General features: G+C 50.5%; 18 protein-coding genes. 12 read left to right on the top strand and 6 right to left on the bottom strand.

What is annotated here, in order from left to right; translation table 11 throughout:
• Nucleotides 1-92 precede the first annotated feature (92 nt).
• From iolG to MKX64_RS02395, 4 genes are all read left to right on the top strand, one after another.
• Nucleotides 93-1115 (top strand): inositol 2-dehydrogenase, encoded by a 1023-nt coding sequence (iolG, locus tag MKX64_RS02410; RefSeq protein ID WP_095263011.1) that lies wholly within the window; start codon nucleotides 93-95, stop codon nucleotides 1113-1115.
• 105 nt (nucleotides 1116-1220) lie between these two features.
• A complete protein-coding gene (iolB, locus tag MKX64_RS02405) occupies nucleotides 1221-2027 on the top strand; it encodes a 5-deoxy-glucuronate isomerase (RefSeq protein ID WP_095263012.1) in 807 nt (268 codons plus the stop codon).
• Nucleotides 2028-2167: 140 nt separating this feature from the next.
• On the top strand, nucleotides 2168-2923 hold the full coding sequence (locus tag MKX64_RS02400; RefSeq protein ID WP_341035277.1) for a LacI family DNA-binding transcriptional regulator: 756 nt from the start codon (nucleotides 2168-2170) through the stop codon (nucleotides 2921-2923).
• A complete protein-coding gene (locus tag MKX64_RS02395; RefSeq protein ID WP_341035276.1) occupies nucleotides 2860-3177 on the top strand; it encodes a LacI family DNA-binding transcriptional regulator in 318 nt (105 codons plus the stop codon). The genes MKX64_RS02400 and MKX64_RS02395 overlap by 64 nt, the downstream gene beginning before the upstream one ends.
• Nucleotides 3178-3297: 120 nt before the next feature.
• On the opposite strand, the gene MKX64_RS02390 is transcribed toward MKX64_RS02395, so the two are convergent.
• Entirely contained in the window at nucleotides 3298-4215 is a 918-nt protein-coding gene (locus MKX64_RS02390) for an ArsR/SmtB family transcription factor (protein WP_341035275.1), read from the bottom strand.
• Nucleotides 4216-4676: 461 nt separating this feature from the next.
• Between MKX64_RS02390 and arfA the strand changes: the two genes are divergently transcribed.
• From arfA to MKX64_RS02365, 5 genes are all read left to right on the top strand, one after another.
• Nucleotides 4677-6164 carry an arabinosylfuranosidase ArfA gene (gene arfA, locus MKX64_RS02385; RefSeq protein ID WP_095397405.1) on the top strand — a complete coding sequence of 496 codons (1488 nt, stop codon included), beginning with the start codon at nucleotides 4677-4679 and terminating at the stop codon, nucleotides 6162-6164.
• Nucleotides 6165-6458: 294 nt separating this feature from the next.
• Nucleotides 6459-7784, top strand: a complete 1326-nt coding sequence (locus MKX64_RS02380) for an ABC transporter substrate-binding protein (protein ID WP_341035274.1) — start codon at nucleotides 6459-6461, stop codon at nucleotides 7782-7784.
• A gap of 24 nt (nucleotides 7785-7808) precedes the next feature.
• The gene (locus tag MKX64_RS02375; protein ID WP_341035273.1) at nucleotides 7809-8702 is read left to right on the top strand and encodes a carbohydrate ABC transporter permease; all 894 of its coding nucleotides are present in this window, start codon (nucleotides 7809-7811) and stop codon (nucleotides 8700-8702) included.
• A gap of 3 nt (nucleotides 8703-8705) precedes the next feature.
• The gene (locus MKX64_RS02370) at nucleotides 8706-9539 is read left to right on the top strand and encodes a carbohydrate ABC transporter permease (protein ID WP_095263018.1); all 834 of its coding nucleotides are present in this window, start codon (nucleotides 8706-8708) and stop codon (nucleotides 9537-9539) included.
• A gap of 235 nt (nucleotides 9540-9774) precedes the next feature.
• A complete protein-coding gene (locus tag MKX64_RS02365) occupies nucleotides 9775-9990 on the top strand; it encodes a DUF2905 domain-containing protein (RefSeq protein ID WP_155617254.1) in 216 nt (71 codons plus the stop codon).
• Nucleotides 9991-10108: 118 nt separating this feature from the next.
• Here MKX64_RS02365 and MKX64_RS02360 read toward each other — a convergent pair whose 3' ends face one another.
• The 5 genes from MKX64_RS02360 to MKX64_RS02340 form a co-directional block, all read right to left on the bottom strand.
• Nucleotides 10109-11677 (bottom strand): IS1182 family transposase, encoded by a 1569-nt coding sequence (locus MKX64_RS02360; protein ID WP_155619198.1) that lies wholly within the window; start codon nucleotides 11675-11677, stop codon nucleotides 10109-10111.
• Nucleotides 11678-11812: 135 nt separating this feature from the next.
• Entirely contained in the window at nucleotides 11813-12700 is an 888-nt protein-coding gene (locus tag MKX64_RS02355; protein WP_341036220.1) for a YitT family protein, read from the bottom strand.
• Between the two features lie 21 nt (nucleotides 12701-12721).
• Nucleotides 12722-13960, bottom strand: coding sequence for a cation:proton antiporter (locus tag MKX64_RS02350; protein WP_341035272.1), 1239 nt, complete (start codon nucleotides 13958-13960; stop codon nucleotides 12722-12724).
• A gap of 4 nt (nucleotides 13961-13964) precedes the next feature.
• A complete protein-coding gene (locus MKX64_RS02345; RefSeq protein WP_095263022.1) occupies nucleotides 13965-14456 on the bottom strand; it encodes a cation:proton antiporter regulatory subunit in 492 nt (163 codons plus the stop codon).
• Nucleotides 14457-15159: 703 nt separating this feature from the next.
• Entirely contained in the window at nucleotides 15160-15387 is a 228-nt protein-coding gene (locus MKX64_RS02340; RefSeq protein ID WP_095263024.1) for a hypothetical protein, read from the bottom strand.
• Nucleotides 15388-15560: 173 nt separating this feature from the next.
• Between MKX64_RS02340 and MKX64_RS02335 the strand changes: the two genes are divergently transcribed.
• The 3 genes from MKX64_RS02335 to MKX64_RS02325 all read left to right on the top strand — a co-directional run bounded on the left by MKX64_RS02335 (nucleotide 15561) and on the right by MKX64_RS02325 (nucleotide 18534).
• On the top strand, nucleotides 15561-16181 hold the full coding sequence (locus MKX64_RS02335; RefSeq protein ID WP_095263025.1) for a copper amine oxidase N-terminal domain-containing protein: 621 nt from the start codon (nucleotides 15561-15563) through the stop codon (nucleotides 16179-16181).
• Nucleotides 16182-16343: 162 nt separating this feature from the next.
• Nucleotides 16344-16775, top strand: coding sequence for a zinc ribbon domain-containing protein (locus tag MKX64_RS02330; protein WP_155617257.1), 432 nt, complete (start codon nucleotides 16344-16346; stop codon nucleotides 16773-16775).
• 271 nt (nucleotides 16776-17046) lie between these two features.
• On the top strand, nucleotides 17047-18534 hold the full coding sequence (locus tag MKX64_RS02325; RefSeq protein WP_230875564.1) for an extracellular solute-binding protein: 1488 nt from the start codon (nucleotides 17047-17049) through the stop codon (nucleotides 18532-18534).
• Nucleotides 18535-18540 lie beyond the last annotated feature (6 nt).

Below are 18540 nucleotides of genomic sequence, written 5' to 3'. Positions count from 1 at the left end.
GGAAGGATGTGCGAAGGGTGGCCCGGGAGCAACGGGAACATTCCTTCTGACATACAACTGACGAATTCGGGAGACAAGGGGACGTTAAGCCTATGGGAACAATAAAGGTCGGCATCATCGGTGCCGGACGGATCGGTAAAATACACATTGAGAATTTACAGCGTCAAGGAAATGCAGAGGTGGTCGCCGTAAGCGATCCGTTCGCTGACGAAGCGCTGCGGCAGTGGGCAGCGGAGCGGGGGATCCGGACCGTAACGAAGGATGCAGCTGAATGGATGGACGATCCGGCGATCCAGGCCGTGTTCATCTGCTCGCCAACGGATACGCATGTGCCATTCATTAAGCTGGCGGCGGCTGCTGGCAAGCATATCTTCTGCGAGAAGCCAATCAGCATGGAGGTTTCGCAGACGGCGGAGGCGCTGGAAGCGGTCAAGGCCGCAGGGGTACAGCTGCAGGTCGGATTCAATCGACGATTTGACCATAATTTCAAACGGATCAAGGAGATTGTGTCCAGCGGCGAAATAGGGCAGCCGCATATCGTGAAGATCACATCTCGCGATCCTAGTCCACCCGGGGAAAGCTATATTCGTTCTTCCGGCGGGATTTTCATGGACATGATGATTCATGACTTTGACATGGCCCGTTATGTAAGCGGAGAGGAGGCGGTTACGATCAGCGCGGTCGGCAGCGTGCTGGTTGATCCCGTGTTCGAACAGTGCGGGGACGTGGATACGGCCGTCGTGACGATTCAGTTCGCAAGCGGTGCGATAGGCATTATCGACAACAGTCGAAAGGCAGTGTACGGCTACGATCAGCGCGTTGAAGTATTCGGATCGGGCGGAGCTGTCGGGGTAAACAACGACTATCCGAATACGGCCGAGATTCATACGGAGGACGGCGTTCGCCGCGACAATCCGCTGCATTTTTTTCTGGAACGATACAATGAAGCCTATGCGGATGAAGCCCGGCAATTTATTGCCTGCCTTGCGGAAGGGCGGCAGGTTCCGGTTAACGGCGAGGATGGCATGCAAGCAGAGCTGATGGCCTGTGCTGCGGCGGAGTCTCTCCGTCTGGGCAGGCCGGTGCCGGTGAAGCTGTCCATAGCTGCCGAGTAGTGGCAGGCTATATGATTAAAATCGATAATTCAATAGATCACCCGGTATTCAGATGCATCGAGGAATCCCTGGGTACCGGGGGAATCAGTAAAGGAGCGGATACGGATGCAATCCAAACTGATTGTTCCTGAAGCATCGCAGCCGAATCAGGAGGGCGTTGTGCTGCGGGTAACGCCGGAATCGGCGGGATGGAGCTACGTCGGTTATGAAATGGTCAAGTTGAAGAAGGGCGAAGCTTTGACGCGGGAAACAGGCCGCTTGGAGGCATGTCTGGTTTTTCTTAGTGGAAAAGGCGATGTCAGGACGGCGGAGAAACGCTGGACCGGGATCGGCCAAAGAATGAGTGTGTTCGAGAAAACGCCGCCCTATTCCGTTTACGTCCCAAGCGAAGACCGCTATGAGGTGGTGGCCGAGACGGACGTGGACCTCGCGGTCTGCACCGCTCCGGGGGGCGGCGAATATGAAGCCAGGCTCATCGAGCCGGGGCATGTGGGGGTTGAACATCGGGGCAGCGGCAATATGGCACGGCTTGTTCACAATATTCTGCCGGAATCCGAGCCTGCGCACAGCCTGCTGGTGGTCGAGGTGTTTACACCGGGCGGCCATTGGTCCAGCTATCCGCCGCATAAGCATGACCGGGATGCGCTGCCGGAGGAATCGCTGCTCGAGGAGACCTATTATTATCGTATCCAGCCCGAGCAGGGCTTTGCCGTTCAACGCGTATATACGGATGACGGATCATTGGATGAAACCTTGTGCGTAAGAAACGGCCAGGCAGTGCTCGTGCCCAAGGGCTATCATCCTGTAGCGGCGCCTGCCGGCTATGAGGTCTACTATTTGAATGTGATGGCAGGGCCGCGCAGAACTTGGAAGTTCTACAATGATCCCCATCACGAGTGGCTGCTTAAATAAGCGATGGCAGGCGGTTTCGCTCAAGGGGCTGGGTGCCCGGGTCAGGATAGCATTCTGATCTGTCATACCGGCGAAGTTCTTTACGATGGGTCGTTTCCTGATCATAATAGAAGGATAAAGATGGAAAGAGGCGGATCAGGATGAAAGCAACGATCTATGATGTTGCCAGAGAAGCTGGGGTGTCCATAGCGACAGTTTCTAAAGTTATAAATGGCAAAGGAAAAATCAGTGAAGAACGGCGCAGGGAAATTATCGAGATTATGGATCGTCTTCAATATCAGCCCAGCGTCATCGCATCAGCCTTGACCGGAAAGCATACCTATACGTTCGGGCTGCTTATACCGGACATTTCCAATCCTTTCTTCGCCGAGGTGGCAAGGGCGGTGGAGGACCGGGCCCATCAGCTAGGTTATAGCGTCATTATTTGCAGTACTGACAATAAGGATGATCGGGTCGAGCGGTATATCGGTTTACTGAAGCAAAAAAGTGTAGACGGGATCATTATGGGAACAGGCATCGAAAGGGTGGATATGGCAGCTGAACTGAGCGGCTCGATGCCGGTAGTTGCCATTGGCCGCGAATGGTCGTCTGTCCCCGTCCATACAGTTGTAGCCGATGATTATCAAGGCGGGAGGGCGGCGGCTTCGCATCTGCTGGGACTTGGACATCGCCGGTGTGCTGTGCTGTCGGAGAGCATGACGATCATTAGCAGCCGGGAGCGGGTTCAAGGATATCGGCAGGCGCTGGAGGAAGCGGGCATTCCCTTGCATAATGACCACATCCGAATATGCAAGTTTTCGATTGAAGACGGCAGAAGGAACACCACACCGCCTTGCTCCTTGCCGATGAGAATCGTCCTACGGCGTTGTTCTGCTGCAATGATCTGCTTGCTGTAGGGGCGCTGCAGGCGGCTAGAGAGGCGGGTGTAAGGGTGCCTGAACAATTGTCGATCGTAAGTTTCGACAACACGATACTGGCAGCGGTAACGGATCCGCCTTTGACCTCGGTAGCGCAGCCGATGGAACAGCTTGGCGCCATGGCCGTCAATCTGTTGGTGAGAGAGCTGGAAGAGAAACCGTCGGATAAGCAGAGGATCGTGCTGCAGACGGAGCTAATTGTCCGCGAGTCTACCGCGGGCTGGCGGTCATAGCGCCAGACTGTTGGTATAGAAAGAGTGATCTCAAATACGCATGAAGGGCTACCCCCAAAGCCAGCTTATAACGGCTTAGGGATAGCCCTTTTTAACATACGGATATGCATGAATACAGCTCTAACCCTCTCTTACATCATAAAGCACACGGGCCAGCAGGTCCTGGCTGTAGTTGCCGAAGTGTTTGCCATAGATTGTGAGCCCGCGCTTGTTCACAGACTTCTCCGTGACCGCGACGCGAAAGGTAAGCTCACTCTTATAATCCAGCTGGATCTGGTCCAGCGTGACATCGGAGATGCGGCAGCCATCAATAAAGCTGCCTTTTTTGTTGATCCGGATCAGCTTGAGCATCCCGTATTGGTTCAGCTGAGGCGGCCACCAATCCGGGTTGAAATTGCCGCGTGTGTCACCGAAATCGCCTGGGCTGGTCCAGCTGCCGATCTCGATCCCGTTGATATAAAAGTAAATGTCGGACGGGTAGTTATCGCAATAGCCGGGAGCTTCGGAGCCAAGTTCCAGCGAGAACTGGATTTCCCGGAAGGACTGGTTGGACTTCAAATAATTCGGGATCCGATACTCCAAATATCCCTCGGTGAGCCAAATAATTTCGGCATCGATCCGGTCAGGATCGGCGAAATAGCGGGGATCGTCAAAGTCGCCGATGATGCTGTCCTTGGTCGCGAGACCGCATGTTGGCACAGCCTGGTAGTCGCTGTAATGGCCTACCTTGATCTCAACCTCGTATAAATTCTCCGCATCCTTGCTCCGAAGGTCGACCATTAGCTTGTCTTTGTTCAGATAACAAATCTTCTGAATGCCATGCTTCCCCCCGGTCGTTTGAATTTCGATAAGGCCGCTGTCCTCCAGCTTCTTAATATGCATTGTAATCGCACCGTTGCTTAAGTTCAGTCTATTGGCGATTTCATTCAGGTTAAGGCTCTGGTTGGTAGCCAGCAGCTCAAGGATCTGGATCCGGATTTCAGAGCTAAGCGCTTTGAATATATCCAGTCCGCTCTTTAAGTCTTTGATGTAAATCATACGATTTCAACCCTTCTTCCACGTATAGGGATCGCCATTCGTCCCTTGAATCGGACGGATGACGGTTTGTTTTAAATGAGTATAAATCAATATGGTCGCGAAATAAAGAACTTCATCTGAAATGGACTAGGATTGAAGCTGAATCCGTCGAATTTTGACCGGACTTTACTTGTTTTATTTATATTTAATTGAATTAAAAGGAGACCGGAATAAGATGAAGGCTTAAATCACTAAACAATAATTCTGTGCTATATGTACTACTGAAGAGTGATCGTGCGAATGTTCCGATTAAGCCGATTCTATTATTTTCAATAAACATAAAACATTTTATATTTACAACGATTATACACCTGTGCTATGTTAATTTTGCAAACGGATTCATATTGGTTTTGTTAAAAAGTTTCAAGAAAAACTAAACTGGAAGGTGAAGCGTTTTGACAGCTGGGACATTGAAGGCACGGATGACCATTGACAAGTCATTTCGAATTGCGCAAGTAGACAACCGAATATATGGCTCGTTTATCGAGCATCTTGGACGCGCCGTATACGGCGGGATCTATGAGCCTGGGCATGCGTCCGCGGATCAGAGCGGTTTTCGGAAGGATGTAAAGGAGCTGATTCAAGAGCTGCAAGTTCCGATCATTCGGTATCCAGGCGGGAATTTTGTGTCCGGATACAATTGGGAGGACGGTGTGGGGCCAGTAGCGGAGAGACCGAAGCGGCTGGAACTGGCCTGGAGAACGCTGGAGAACAACGAAGTGGGAACCAATGAGTTCATCACCTGGGCCAAGGAAATCGGATCAGAAGTGATGATGGCCGTTAATCTTGGCACGCGCGGCATTGATGCCGCCCGAAATTTGCTGGAGTACACGAATCACCCTGGCGGCACCTACTGGAGCGATCTGCGCCGCAGCCATGGCTATGAACAGCCGCATCAAGTCAAAACATGGTGCTTGGGCAATGAGATGGACGGCCCGTGGCAGATCGGGCATAAGACAGCTGAGGAGTACGGCAGACTGGCGCTGGAAACGGCGAAAGCGATGCGTCTGGTAGACCCGGAAATTGAGCTTGTGGCCTGTGGAAGCTCGAGTGCGAACATGCCAACCTTCCCGGAATGGGAGGCCGTCACGCTGGATCATACCTATGAGGCTGTCGATTATATCTCCTTGCACCAATACTACGGGAATCGTGCTAACGATACGGCCAATTATTTGGCGCTTACCCTTGATCTGGATCATTTCATCCATACCGTGAAATCTACCTGTGATTACATCAAGGCGAAAAAGCGCAGCAAAAAGACGATGCATCTCAGCTTTGACGAGTGGAACGTTTGGTATCACTCCAACGATGCGGACAAACAAATCGAGCCGTGGAGCGTGGCACCTCCACAACTGGAGGATGTCTACAATTTTGAGGATGCGCTGCTGGTCGGCAGCATGCTGATCACCTTTTTGCGTCATGCCGATCGAGTGAAGATGGCCTGTCTGGCCCAGCTCGTCAACGTCATTGCTCCGATTATGACCGAGAATGGCGGCCGGGCATGGAAACAGACGATTTACTATCCATACCTGCATGCTTCCCGGTACGGGCGCGGTGTATCGCTGCAGCCCATCGTCGATTCTCCGGTCTATGACTCGAAGGATTTTACCGATGTTCCCTACCTCGACAGCGCTGTCGTTTATAACGAGGCGGAGGAAGAAATTACGATATTCGCGGTGAATCGCCATCTGGAACAGTCACTGGAGCTGACGTGTGACGTGCGCAGCTTTGAAGGCTTCAAACTTGTGGAGTTTATCGTGATGGAGCACGAGGACTTGAAAGCCGTCAATACGGCGGATGAAGAGAAGGTAAAGCCGCATCACAGGGGACAGGCGAAGCTGGACTCCGGTATGTTAACCGCATCCCTTGCAAAGGCTTCCTGGAATGTCATTCGGCTCAAGAAAGGTTAACGCATTCTGCCAAGGCATAGAGCGTGCAGCCATCTGAGCAGTTAGCAGTATTTAGCCTAGCCATGCAGCATGTATAGTTCCGGGTATGATCTAGGGCATAATCACAGATGGAGCAGTGACATCTAGAGCGGCACTGTTCCATCGTCCCTAAGGGGCGGAGGTTCGGACAATAAGGCATAACTCAGAAGACATAAGGCATGTCGAAACTTGTAAGCGCTTCATTTTCTGGCTGACAGACATCATACGAGCAGGCATCAAGGGACGTATGAATGAAATCTGGGGAGGTCAATGGAAATGATTAAAAAATGGTTTGTCGGTTTTCTGGTTTTGGCGATGACGATGCTGTGGGGATGCGGCGGCTCGAATAATGCCGGAGGCACAAGCTCGGTCATCGACGGTGGAGCCGGGGAGGATGCGACCGAGTTGTCCTACTGGACATTTGTGGAGCTGCACGGACAGCATTTTGAGAAGATGCTGGGGAAGTGGAATCAGGACAATCCTGACCGTCAAATCAAACTTAATGTGACGGTCATGCCTTATGATGATATGCATAACAAATTATCCATAGCCGTTCAATCGGGGACCGGAGCACCGGACATCGCCGATATCGAGCTTGGCAAGTTCCCGGACTTTCTGTCCGGAACGCCCCAGCTCGTTCCGCTGAATGACGTTATCGATCCGTACCGGGACACCATTGTGCAATCCCGAGTGGATTTATACAGCAAGGATGACGTCAATTATGGAGTGCCTACCCATGTGGGCGCATCCGTTGCCTTCTACAATACCGAAATTCTTGAAGAAGTTGGTGTCGATTACAAGGAGATTGTAACCTGGGAGGACTTCAAGCAAGCGGGGATGAAGGTATATGAACAGACTGGAAAATATATGGGGACGGCCGATACAAGTGCCTCATGGCAGGCTTCCATGCTGCTTGCACAGCAAGGGGCGGATTATACCGACGAGGCAGGAAATCCTCAGGTGAACTCGGAAGCGATGATAAGAGCGATAACGGTACTTAAAGATTTGCAGGACAACCAAGTTATCGCCACGATTGCAGGCGGTCAGCCGGATACGGAGGAGGCCTATGGCGAGTTCAATGCCGGCAATTATGTATCGGCGTTTATGCCGCTCTGGCAGATGTCCCGATACACGAACTACATACCAGACTTGTCCGGTAAAATTGCCATCGCTCCAATTCCGGTCATCGAAGAGGGAATGCCGCGATCGGTAGGCGGAGGAGGAACGGGCACCGTCATCACCCAGACAGCCAAGGATATTCAGCTAGCCAAAGACTTTCTGGCGTTTGCCAAACTGTCGCTGGACGCCAACAAGGAAATTTGGAATACACTTGGATTCGACCCGGTCAATATGGACGTATGGGAGATGAAGGAAGTCACTCACAATCCCGAGAACGCGTTTGTCCAGTATTTCGTCAACAATCCTTTTGATGTGCTCAATGAGATCCGGGATGAAATTCAATTGATTAAATCGACCCCCGCAACACCAACGATCAACAATATACTCTCCACCACGACCTACAATGAAATTTTCGAGGACGGCAAGGACATTATGCAAGCGTTAAATGATGCACAGCAGCAGATTGAGCAGGAATTGAAATAATGTTCGTCAAAGGAGTCATGGTGTATGATTAGAAAGTTTTTGTACTCCCAGAAAGTTGCTCCTTACGTATTTGTCCTGCCGTTTATTCTGGTCTTTCTCATCTTCTGGGTCTATCCGCTTGGAAGCTCGCTCGGCATGAGTTTTCAGCAGATCCAGCTCGGGCAGGAGGCGGAGTGGGTTGGCATAAGCAACTATGACAAGCTGCTTGGGGACGGCATCTTTATGAAGGCTGTGCTGAATAGCGCTGTATACATGGTGCTGACCCTCGTCATTCTAATTCCTTTCCCGATGCTGTTCGCGGTGCTGATCAACCATAAATTTATGTGGGGGAGAGAGTTCTTCAAATCCTCCTTCTTCTTCCCGGCGCTTACCTCGGTTGTTGTGGCAGGCACGATCTTCAGACTCATGTTTGGCGAGATGGAGGGTTCGTTGATCAATAGTATACTGGGCTGGTTCGGCATCGAGCCGGTCAAATTCCTCAAGGGACAGGTTACCGGGTTCATCGCATTGCTGGCGCTGGCCGCATGGAGGTGGACGGGGGTGAATATGCTCTACTTCTTGTCGGGGCTGAAGAATATTCCGGATGAATATTATGAAGCCGCGTCGATTGACGGAGCGTCGTCCTTTCAGAAATTCATGAAAATTACGATGCCGCTGCTCAAACCCACGACGATCTATGTTATAACGATCAGCATCTATGCAGGGTTGGCGATGTTCATCGAAAGCATGATGCTCTGGAACGGTAACAATTCACCGAAAAATATCGGGTTGACCATCGTCGGTTATCTGTATCGCCAGGGCATTGAGAGGAATAATCTCGGTTATGCAGCAGCGGTAGGGATTGTCCTGCTGGCCATTACCATGGTCATTAATTTGACGCAGCTGACGCTGTCCGGGATGTTCAAGAAGGAGGAGTGAGCGATGAATAAGGAGATTTGGCCGCGCGCTGCGCTTTTAATCTTTTTCTCTGTCCTGTGCTTCTTCATTCTCGTTCCGTTCTACGCAGTGACGATCTCTTCCTTCAAACCGGGTGAGGAACTGATTCGTTACGGGCTTAACCTGCGGCTTGACCTGTCGGTGATGAGTCTGGATAATTTCATATACCTGTTCACCGGAAGCCACTCGTATTTCATGTGGTTCTTCAACTCGCTGCTTCTGACGATTGTCCAGGTCAGCTTGACGCTCATTGTCAGTGCAACGGTAGCTTATGGCTTCGCCGCCTACGAGTTCAAAGGCAAAAATATGCTTTTTATTTGCGTGCTGCTTATTATGATGGTTCCGTTCGAAATTTTGCTGCTCCCGCTGTACACATTGACCTATAATATCGGTCTTATGAACACCTATTCGGCTATCGTTTTGCCGGGGATTGCAAGTGCGGCTACGATCTTTTTCTTCCGGCAGTATTTGCGAGGCGTGCCGAGCGAAATTATTCAAGCGGGGCGAGTGGATGGAGCTAGTGAATACGGCATATATATCAGACTGATTTTGCCGGTAATGAAGCCCTCCTTTGCGGCGATGGCCATTCTGAACGGGATGAACAGCTGGAACAACTTCCTGTGGCCCTTCATGGTCCTTAGCGATGCTAATAAATACACGCTTCCGATTGGACTCAAGACGCTGTTGACCCCGTATGGCAACAATTATGATCTGCTCATTGTAGGTTCCTTCTTCTCGATCATTCCGATCTTTGTTCTGTTCATTGCCTTTCAGCGATACTTTATAGACGGAATGACAGCAGGGGCTGTGAAGGGATAATAATGAGGGCGCGGCTCTTTCAAGAGTCGTGCCTTTTCATGATTAGCAGGAATAGACGGTCCGGACAAGCTAACCATACATAACAGGCGGTATCTTTCCGGTGTCCGGCTTGAGGCGGCGGTTCATTCGTGAACGCCTCTTAGACTGGCAAAATGAAGACTTCCGTTTTAAGATGGAGAGTAGAGATGCATATTCCGCATGGCATGACGCAAACCTAACGTGAGGTGATCAAACTATGCATCCCGTAACCCGAGTGCTGCTGATCATTGGCGGGACGTTAATTGTGATCGGATTGCTGTGGCCGCTTATTGGCCGCTGGGTCGGCCGCTTGCCGGGCGACATCGTAGTGGATCGGCCCAATGTCAAAATTTACTTTCCTATCGTGACCTGCCTTGTGATCAGTGTGGTCGGCTCGCTGCTGCTGTATCTGATTCAAATGTTTCGAAAATAGCCGCAGCTGCTAACTTTCCGTCACGCGATTGATTCAACGCCAAGGGAGCTGTCTCAAAAGGGGGGTTAAAGAACGTACGAATCAGTAATCCCTGCTTTAGACATTGAAAAACGGCCGGTCAGGAGTCTATTCCTGACCGGCCGTTTTCAATTTTTTGACTCAATGTCGCTCGCTTGAGCAGATTGTGGGCAAGCGAAAGCCACCCTACCTCCGTGCTTACTTTCGGCAAGCCTCGAAGCAGGAATCGCCGGAATCCTCGGTTGTTTTTCATTTGTCCGAACACACTCTCAACCTCAATCATGCGCCGGATGGATAACTCTCGTCCTTCCTCGCTCCGAAGCTTCTTTCTTGCTTCTGCCTTGTAGCGAAGAAAGGTCATGCTCACCTCGATCTCTCGGTTCCTGTTTGTTTTACTGCATCTTTCTCTGAATGGACAGCCCTCACAGTCAGCACTCCGATAATGGCGTACCTGTTGCTCATATCCGCTTTCGTTCTTTTTCTTGCGCTCTCGCAGGAAGTGGAGCGTGCGGCCATTCGGACACAACCAAGTATCGGACTCCTGCTGGTAAGTCCAGTTGTCGATCTTGCTGATGTCTTGCTTCCACTTCTTCGAATTTTCTTTATGAAAGGTGTTATATTTGACAAGCGCCTCGCAATCTTCCTGCTCCAAGCGCGCGTAATTTTCTTCGCTGCCGTAACCAGCGTCCGCAATGATGGTCTTCGGCAACTTACCCAACATTTCTTTTACTTTCTCTAGATGGGGAATGAGGCAGCGCGTGTCCGTCGGTCGTTGGTGCAAGGAGTAGCCGACGATAAATTGGTTTTCCGTACCGATCTGAACATTGTATCCTGGCTTAAGTTGGCCGTTTCGCATATGGTCTTCTTTCATTCGCATGAAGGTTGCATCCGGGTCAGTCTTACTGTAGCTGTTACGGTCGCCCAGCAGTTTCCGTTGAAGCTCATACTTATGCTTGCGGGGAAGTAGATCCTTGCGCAGAAGGCGGACGGCTTTCTTCACTGGTTTGTTTTTCGGTTCATGTTGTAGCTTTTGCTCCAATTTCGCAACGGCCTTCTCCAGCTTAGCGCTGGTCAGTTCGTTGGACTCGCCCAGTTCAGCCAGGTCCTCGCCCGCATGAGCCGCTTCTTCCAGCAGTTCCTGCTCCTCAATCTCGGTGAAGAGCGATTTTACTTTCTCCTCAAGTTTCGCCTGTTGCTTGACAACGGATTTCCCCCAGACAAACGTATAGCGGTTGGCATTCGCCTCGATCTTGGTACCGTCGACGAAGTAATGCTCTAGCTTAATGTAGCCCTCTTCCACAAGCAGTTCCAACACAGCCGTGAATACTTTTTCGAGAACGTCTTTCATCCGCTCTGAGCGGAATCGGTTTATGGTGCGGAAGTCCGGGCGCTGCCGGGCGGCAAGCCACATGAAGGGGATGTTCTCCCTCACAGCCTTCGCAATTTGACGGGATGAATAGATCCGTTGGCTGTAGGCGTAAATGATGATCTTCGTCATGAGTTTGGGGTGGAAGCTAGGACGACCGCCTCCAGAGTAGGCGGCCTCGAAGATCTTGTCGTCGATTCGGTTGACGGCATCGTTGATGATGCGAACGACGTGATTTTGTGGAATATCTTCCTCAAGGTCCATTGGCAGAAACAGTTGGTCCATGGTATATTGAATGTACAAAGAAACCTCTCCTTTAGGGAAATGTTTGGGTGGTACCTTCATTTTACCAAAGAGAGGTTTCTTTTTGTTTTACAAATTAAAGAAGGAGCTGTCCCTCAGTCATCTACGATGACTTTTGAGACAGCCCCCTTCAAATTATGACGCTGCATCATAGGTTACAACAGCCTCGGGGTCCAGATTCCTTACAATTGACTTGAACCGGGGCAGCTCGAACAGATGAATCCGGTACAACATTCCGGACACTGCCTCGCTCTGTGCTTGATTGCCGTTTGCGGTAAACTTGCTTCGCTCCTCCATGTCCGCTTCTTCAGGCTCACGATTCAAGAAGGTGTTGATTGCTTGAGCCAGCGCGTCTTCGTTGGCACTGTTAATCCGGATGCCAAGATGAAACGAGAAGCTGGAGGTGGAGATGCGGATGGCCTCCAGTGCCGCCAGGCAAGCAATGGCTGAGTACATAGCAAGCTCCCAGCCAAGCACCAATCCGGCCACGGTAAGAAGTGCCAGGTTGAGTCCGATCTGGACGCCAGGAAGCTTGATCCGATTGAGAAGCCTGGTCAAGGATCTGGACAGCTTCGGCATTTGGAGAGTATCCAGTATAATGCCGTAGCGGATTCCGATGCCGATCCCTGTGCCCAGCAGGATCCCGCCAATGGCGGCCGACCCGATCTTGCTGTCAATCACGGAGGGAACGGGATAAAACACGATGGAGCAAATGGAGAAGGTTAGAAGTCCTATGGTTGCTATAAGAGCCTTCTCCCGGGCCGATTGGCGGAAGGCAAGCAGCAGAAGCGGGAGATTCAGTACAAAGACAAACATGCCGGTATGCAGACCTGTTATGTGGGAGGCCAGGGCCGAAATCCCTGTCACGCCTCCCGTAATGATCCCGCTTGGCACCAGGAACAGATCAAGGCCAAGGGCAGCGATGAGTCCGCCCAACACCGCCATGAGCAGCCGTCTTATTCTGAATGTCCGTTTCCAGTCTTCTGCGTCACCGTCCGTTATGGGATACGGAAGATTAGGCATGGACACAACGCACCTCCTTTATCAGCTGGTGCTCTCATCCTTCAGCCGGGATTTGCCCGGTTTTTCTTTATGGTCCTTGAACTTGAAGATTTTGTTTAAGATATTGTACACGTGCTTCGACTCTTTGGTCAGCAAAGGCCCCAAAATAGCCAGGATCAACACGTACAATGCTGCAAACGGCTGAATGAAGGACGCAAGTCCGCCCGCTTTGCCGAGATTGGCCAGAATGATGGAAAACTCGCCGCGCGATACGATAGTCAGACCAATGTTTGAGGAAGCTCTGGAGGATAATCCAGCGCTTCGTCCTGCCAGCATCCCTGCGAGGAAGTTTCCGAACAGAGTGATAATTACAGCAATTACAGACAGTACCACAGCGCCTCCAAGCTCCGACGGAACGATCGACAGCCCGAAGCTGAAGAAGAAGATGGCACCAAAGAAGTCACGGAACGGCAAGATCAAGTGCTCGATCCGCTCCTGATGCTCAGTTTCGGCCAGAACAAGCCCGACGAGCAAAGCGCCAATCGCTTCGGCAACGTGAATCGTTTCGGAGAAGCCTGCAAGCAGGAACAAAGCTCCAAAAATAACGAGACAGAACAGCTCATTGGAACGAATATTCAATGCCTTGTTCAGCAGCGGCACCATCTTGCGTCCGATCACAATGACCAAGAGCATGAAGCCAAGGGCAATAACCGCCGACAGCAGCACGCCGCCAAGTGAGGACGAGCCGCTCAGGACAAGACCTGACAGGATCGAGATATAAACCGCAAGGAATACGTCCTCGAACATGATAATACCAAGAATCATCTCGGTCTCGGGGTTCGCCGTTCTCTTCAAATCGACGAGGACCTTGGCCACGATGGCACTTGAGGATATCGTTGTGATCCCCGCAATAATCAACGTCTCTGGAAGCGGAAATCCAGAGAAGATACCAAGCATCAATCCGAGGGTGAAGTTGATTGCAATATAGATGGTTCCGCCGACGGCAATCGACTTGCCTGATTTAATGAGCCGTCCGACAGAGAACTCCAATCCCAGATAGAAGAGCAGAAACAGTACACCGATCCGGCCGAGAAAATCAATAAATGGTGCGCTCTCGATAAACCGGAAATCAAACGGGCCAAAGTGGGGTGCGTGTGGCCCTACTGCCATCCCGATCAGAATATAGAACGGAACGACAGAAAAGCGGAGTTTTGCAGACAGCACCCCAGCGATGGCGAGTAGGGCAATCGCCAGTCCTACTTCTAATACCAAATGATCCATTCAATCAACCCCGTCCGTCTATCAAGATTTGTTTAAATAGCCGCTGCTGCTGGCGCTCACCAACGACTACGAGTGTCGAGTCTGCTGTAATAATAACGTCGGGACCGGGATTAATTTGCTTGCTGTTTTTATTCACAACCGCAATAATCGTTGCGCCCGAGGACTGTCTGACACCCAGGTCGCCGATGGATTTGCCAACCCCATAGTAATGAGGCTCAATCCGGTACCATTCGATGATGAGTTCATCGAGTGCCATATCAATCGTTTCTAGAGCCTTCGGCTTATAAGTCAACCCGCCGACAATGGCAGCAATTTGGCGAGCTTCGTCGTCATCGACGGAGATCATGGAGATGCTTTCCTCCGGATCGTCGTACTCGTAATGATACATTTCTCTGCGGCCATCGTCATGAATAATGATGACAAGCTTATCGCCGCCTCGCGTATCAATCACAAATTTCTTACCGATTCCGGGCAGATCTGTTTCACGTACATGCATGAGTAAAATCCTCCTAAAAAATGGACATGATTAGTTATAGCTTGAAATTACACCGGGGCTACTGAACGGGACGAAAAGCTGACAAATATCGACGTGTATTTAATAGGAAATAATAATAAAAGCCGAAGCCGAAGTGGGATTATCGACCGATAGGGCAACCTGAACTTAGGCGTTCTCAATATAAGGACCGCCGAAGTCGTCAAGAATGCCGGCAGCAAGCTGCTGGCGACCTTGAGTTTGGAGAGAATATGAGATGGCTTAAGCACCGCGGCGTTATGGTGAATGTCAGGCTTAAATACATACCGCAGATCTGCATGCTCATCCTTATATTGTTCCTGGGATGGAAAATAAAGCGCAAAGGCGGTGATGAGCACCAAACCGAACATCCAAAGCCATCGTGCTGTCTTCAATATACGCTCCAAGTCATTTCCCTCCCTTCGCTCCTAGCTTCCTATGGTAATGATAACATAAATGTAATTGATCTCAAAATGAGAACGATAAATTATTTAGGAACGGTTTGGGAGATCATTTATAGGGTTACAATCTCTTTATATATTTGGATATATTTAGATGAGTGAGGGCGAAGAAGTGCGAATGTTCTGCAATTGTTCGCCCTTTATTTTCGTTTCGGGTTGAATCATTTGGTTTGCTCCTACAGTGTCATTTGGAGCGAATGCCAAAGCGATTGCCTTGTCCCTGCCAATTATTGCGTGTTTTTACGAGAGGAGCTTCTTCTGCTGTTCGGCGATTTGGGTTGCTCTGTTGCCTCATTGGAGCTGCTTCGGATTTCCTCTGCATCTTCATTCTCCAGAACTCCCTGAACCAGATCATCCAGCATGTCCGTAGCTGCATGATCCTCCGGATGGTCGGATTCGGGAACGGGATGCACACCTGGAAACTGACCTTCATAATCGACTTTTTTATTGCTCATATCTTCTCATTCCTTTCCCAATTATAGTGTGCAATGCAAATGGTTTTATGTACGATTAACCGTGTGAACCAAGATGAATCAGTACTAAATAAAGTATCTTTATATAGTGATAGATTATATAGAGGTATGTTAGAATATAAAAGGGATATTATACCAGGAGGCTGAACAATGCGATGAAGAAAAGAATACTGCTAAGCATGTTGGTTTTATTGCTCATGTCCACTTCTGCAGCCGCGGCACATCCCGGAAGAACGGATTCCAAGGGCGGTCATACTTGCAGAACCAACTGTGAACGATGGGGATTGAAATACGGGGAGTATCATTATCATAACGGAGGCAGCTCCAGCTCCTCTTCAGGTGGTTCTGCTGCATCGAAATCCAGCGCGCCGAAATCGAGCAGCTCGTCGGCCAGCAAGCCGAAAGAGAGCAAGCCTGCTTATGTAAAGTCCGGGCTTAAAGTCTTTATCAATGGCAGCGCACTTCAATTCGGGAGCGATCCGATCATCGAAAATAATACGAACCTGGTGCCGCTCAGAGAGATTGCGGAACGCATGGGTGCCCAGGTGAGCTGGAACAAGTCGGCCGGGGCGATTGGAGTACAGAGAGAAAATTATAAAATGACACTCACGCTCGGCAGCAAAACGGTGTACTACAACGGGAAGGCTGAGACGATAGCTGCCCCTCCGCGGGTCATTAACGGCGTGACCTATGTTCCTGTTCAGGTGTTTGCCAGAGGGCTTGGTGCCAGCCTGTCGTATGACGCGAGCGCGAATGCGCTGCGAATTACGCTCTGATCTTCAAGCTATGCCATCATAACTTGCTTCCTTATCCAGGAGACTTCTCAGACAGCCTGTTTCATACCCGGCTGTCTGTTTTCATGTATAATGTAGGAAATGAACGCCCCTTGCTCTGGGGGATTGACAAGCGACAACTATAACGAGGGGAGCGTTTGGACCTTGAGCTTTTTCGATAAATTCAAGGCTGGTGTGTCGGAGGCCGGCAACAAGGCCAAGATCTTGGTGGAAGTAAATAAGCTGAAGCTGCAGAACAGCAGCAAGCGAAGCGAAATTGACGGACAGCTGCTGGAGATTGGCAAGATCGTATACGCATCGGCAGAGTCAGGGGCATGGCCTCCTGACAGACAAAGCTTTGAAGCCTGTATGCGGCGCATTCAGGAACTGAAATTCGAAATGGAGCAAAATGAACTGCAAATTGCGAATCTTTCGGACGAAAAGCTGTGCAGAGCCTGTGGAAAGAGCTCGGCAATGAACGCCAGATTCTGCCCGCACTGCGGGGCTACATTTGAGGTTATACAAGTGAACCCGGATCAGGGGGAGGATACACGGCTCCTGCAAAATCCGGATGACAACAGCGACCCGCGAGCATAAACTGAACTTAACGTGTATATGAACCGGACCTGACCAGGGGGAATTCCTTGTGTCAAGGTCCGTTTTTTTTGATGGCGGCTGTGGACTTGGCGGAAATTTATTTTCCGTCTGAAAATAAATCGATCCTACTCACAAAAAAATCAATATATAGTAGTATTAATTCTACTAGATGGAGGGAGTGAGCAGACGAATGCGAATCAACAAAGCAGGTCTTGGCAGTTGGCATCGGCATGTCAAACGAAAAGGTTATCCATGGTTTCCGGGTAGACAGATGCTGCTCCTCTTATTGATGGCAGGCATAGTCCTTTCCGCAGGATGCGACGGGCCACGCTTGCCCACACCAGATCATCCCCCGGACGCCAAGCCGAAATCCCCCATCAATATCGTGATCTCCAATCTTGGGATGACGTTTCCCGCCGGTATGGACGAGAACGACAACCGCTACCTCAACTATATTGAAGAACAGACCGGACTCGATATCCGGGTCAACACCCCGCCCCCTGAAGTCTATAACGAAAAGCTGGACGTCATTATGTCATCAGGAAATCTGCCGGATATGCTTCATACCTATGACCCGGTATGGTTTGATCACTATGCCAAGCTCGGGGCACTGCATCCGCTGGATGAACTTCTGGATCAATACGGTCCGAATCTGAAGGCGAAAATTCCAGCCGAAGTTTGGGATCGGGTCAAGTATGGCGGCAACATCTATGCGGTGCCAAGCCTGAACGAAGTGACCGGTGTTGAATTGATGTATGTCCGCAAAGACTGGCTGGACCGGCTTGAGCTTGCGCCCCCGGTCACACTGGAAGATTACTATGAGGTTATTCGCGGCTTCACGCTCGATGATCCCGATGGGAACGGGCAGCAGGATACGATTGGTCTGACGCTAACCTCGAAGCTGGGACGCTCCTCCCCGTTCTTCGGAGCGTTTGGCACACAGCTGGATACCTGGTTTGAACGGGACGGTAAGCTGGTGTATGGAAATATTCTTCCGGAAACGAAGGAGGCGCTTGCTTTTTTCAATCGCCTGTATCAGGAAAATCTGCTGGACAGTGAATTCCCGCTCAACTTGCAATCCAGCGTCCACGAAAAAATCGAGAACGGCAAGGTCGGACTCTTCTCTGCAGCGTGGTATGACACGCGCGGTCCCATCGCGGCGAATAAGCTGAAGGACCCGAATGCGGAATGGATCATGCTGGAATACCCTACCGGACCCGAGGGGCACAGCGGTGTTTACGGCAAAGACGTGATTCGCGGCTACAACGTGATTCCGGCCACATCCGAGCATGCCGCAGAGGTCATCAAAATGCTGGATTTTATCGTGAGTGATTATAAAACGTTAAAGCTCGGCTTCGAAAATGAAATATGGAGATGGGAGAACGGGGTGATGGTGACCGACTTTGCGCTGCATGACGAGCATTTATATCGGGGCATTTATCAGTCGCTGGTTGATGTGCCAGACCCGGTATTGTTCAAGGAGCGGCTGGATTCATTGGGCGATTTTAATTTATACAACAACCTGGAAATGATCAATCAGCATATTATCCCTAACGCTTTTTACGGTGTGCCTACCCCTGCCATGAGCAAATACAGTAAGAAGCTGGACCGAATGGAGGATGTCTTTACCAAAATTATTATGGGCATTGAGCCGTTGGATGCATTTGACACCTATGTGGAGCAGTGGAGACAAGAAGGAGGAGATGAAATCACGAAGGAAGTGAATGAATGGTATACCAGACAGGAGGCAGGCCGATGAGAGGCT

It is taken from the genome of Paenibacillus sp. FSL M8-0334 (assembly GCF_038000405.1).
GTDB classification, from domain to species: domain Bacteria; phylum Bacillota; class Bacilli; order Paenibacillales; family Paenibacillaceae; genus Paenibacillus_AQ; species Paenibacillus_AQ campinasensis.
Note: the sequence above shows the minus strand (reverse complement) of the source record. Positions and strands in the feature narration are given on the sequence as shown.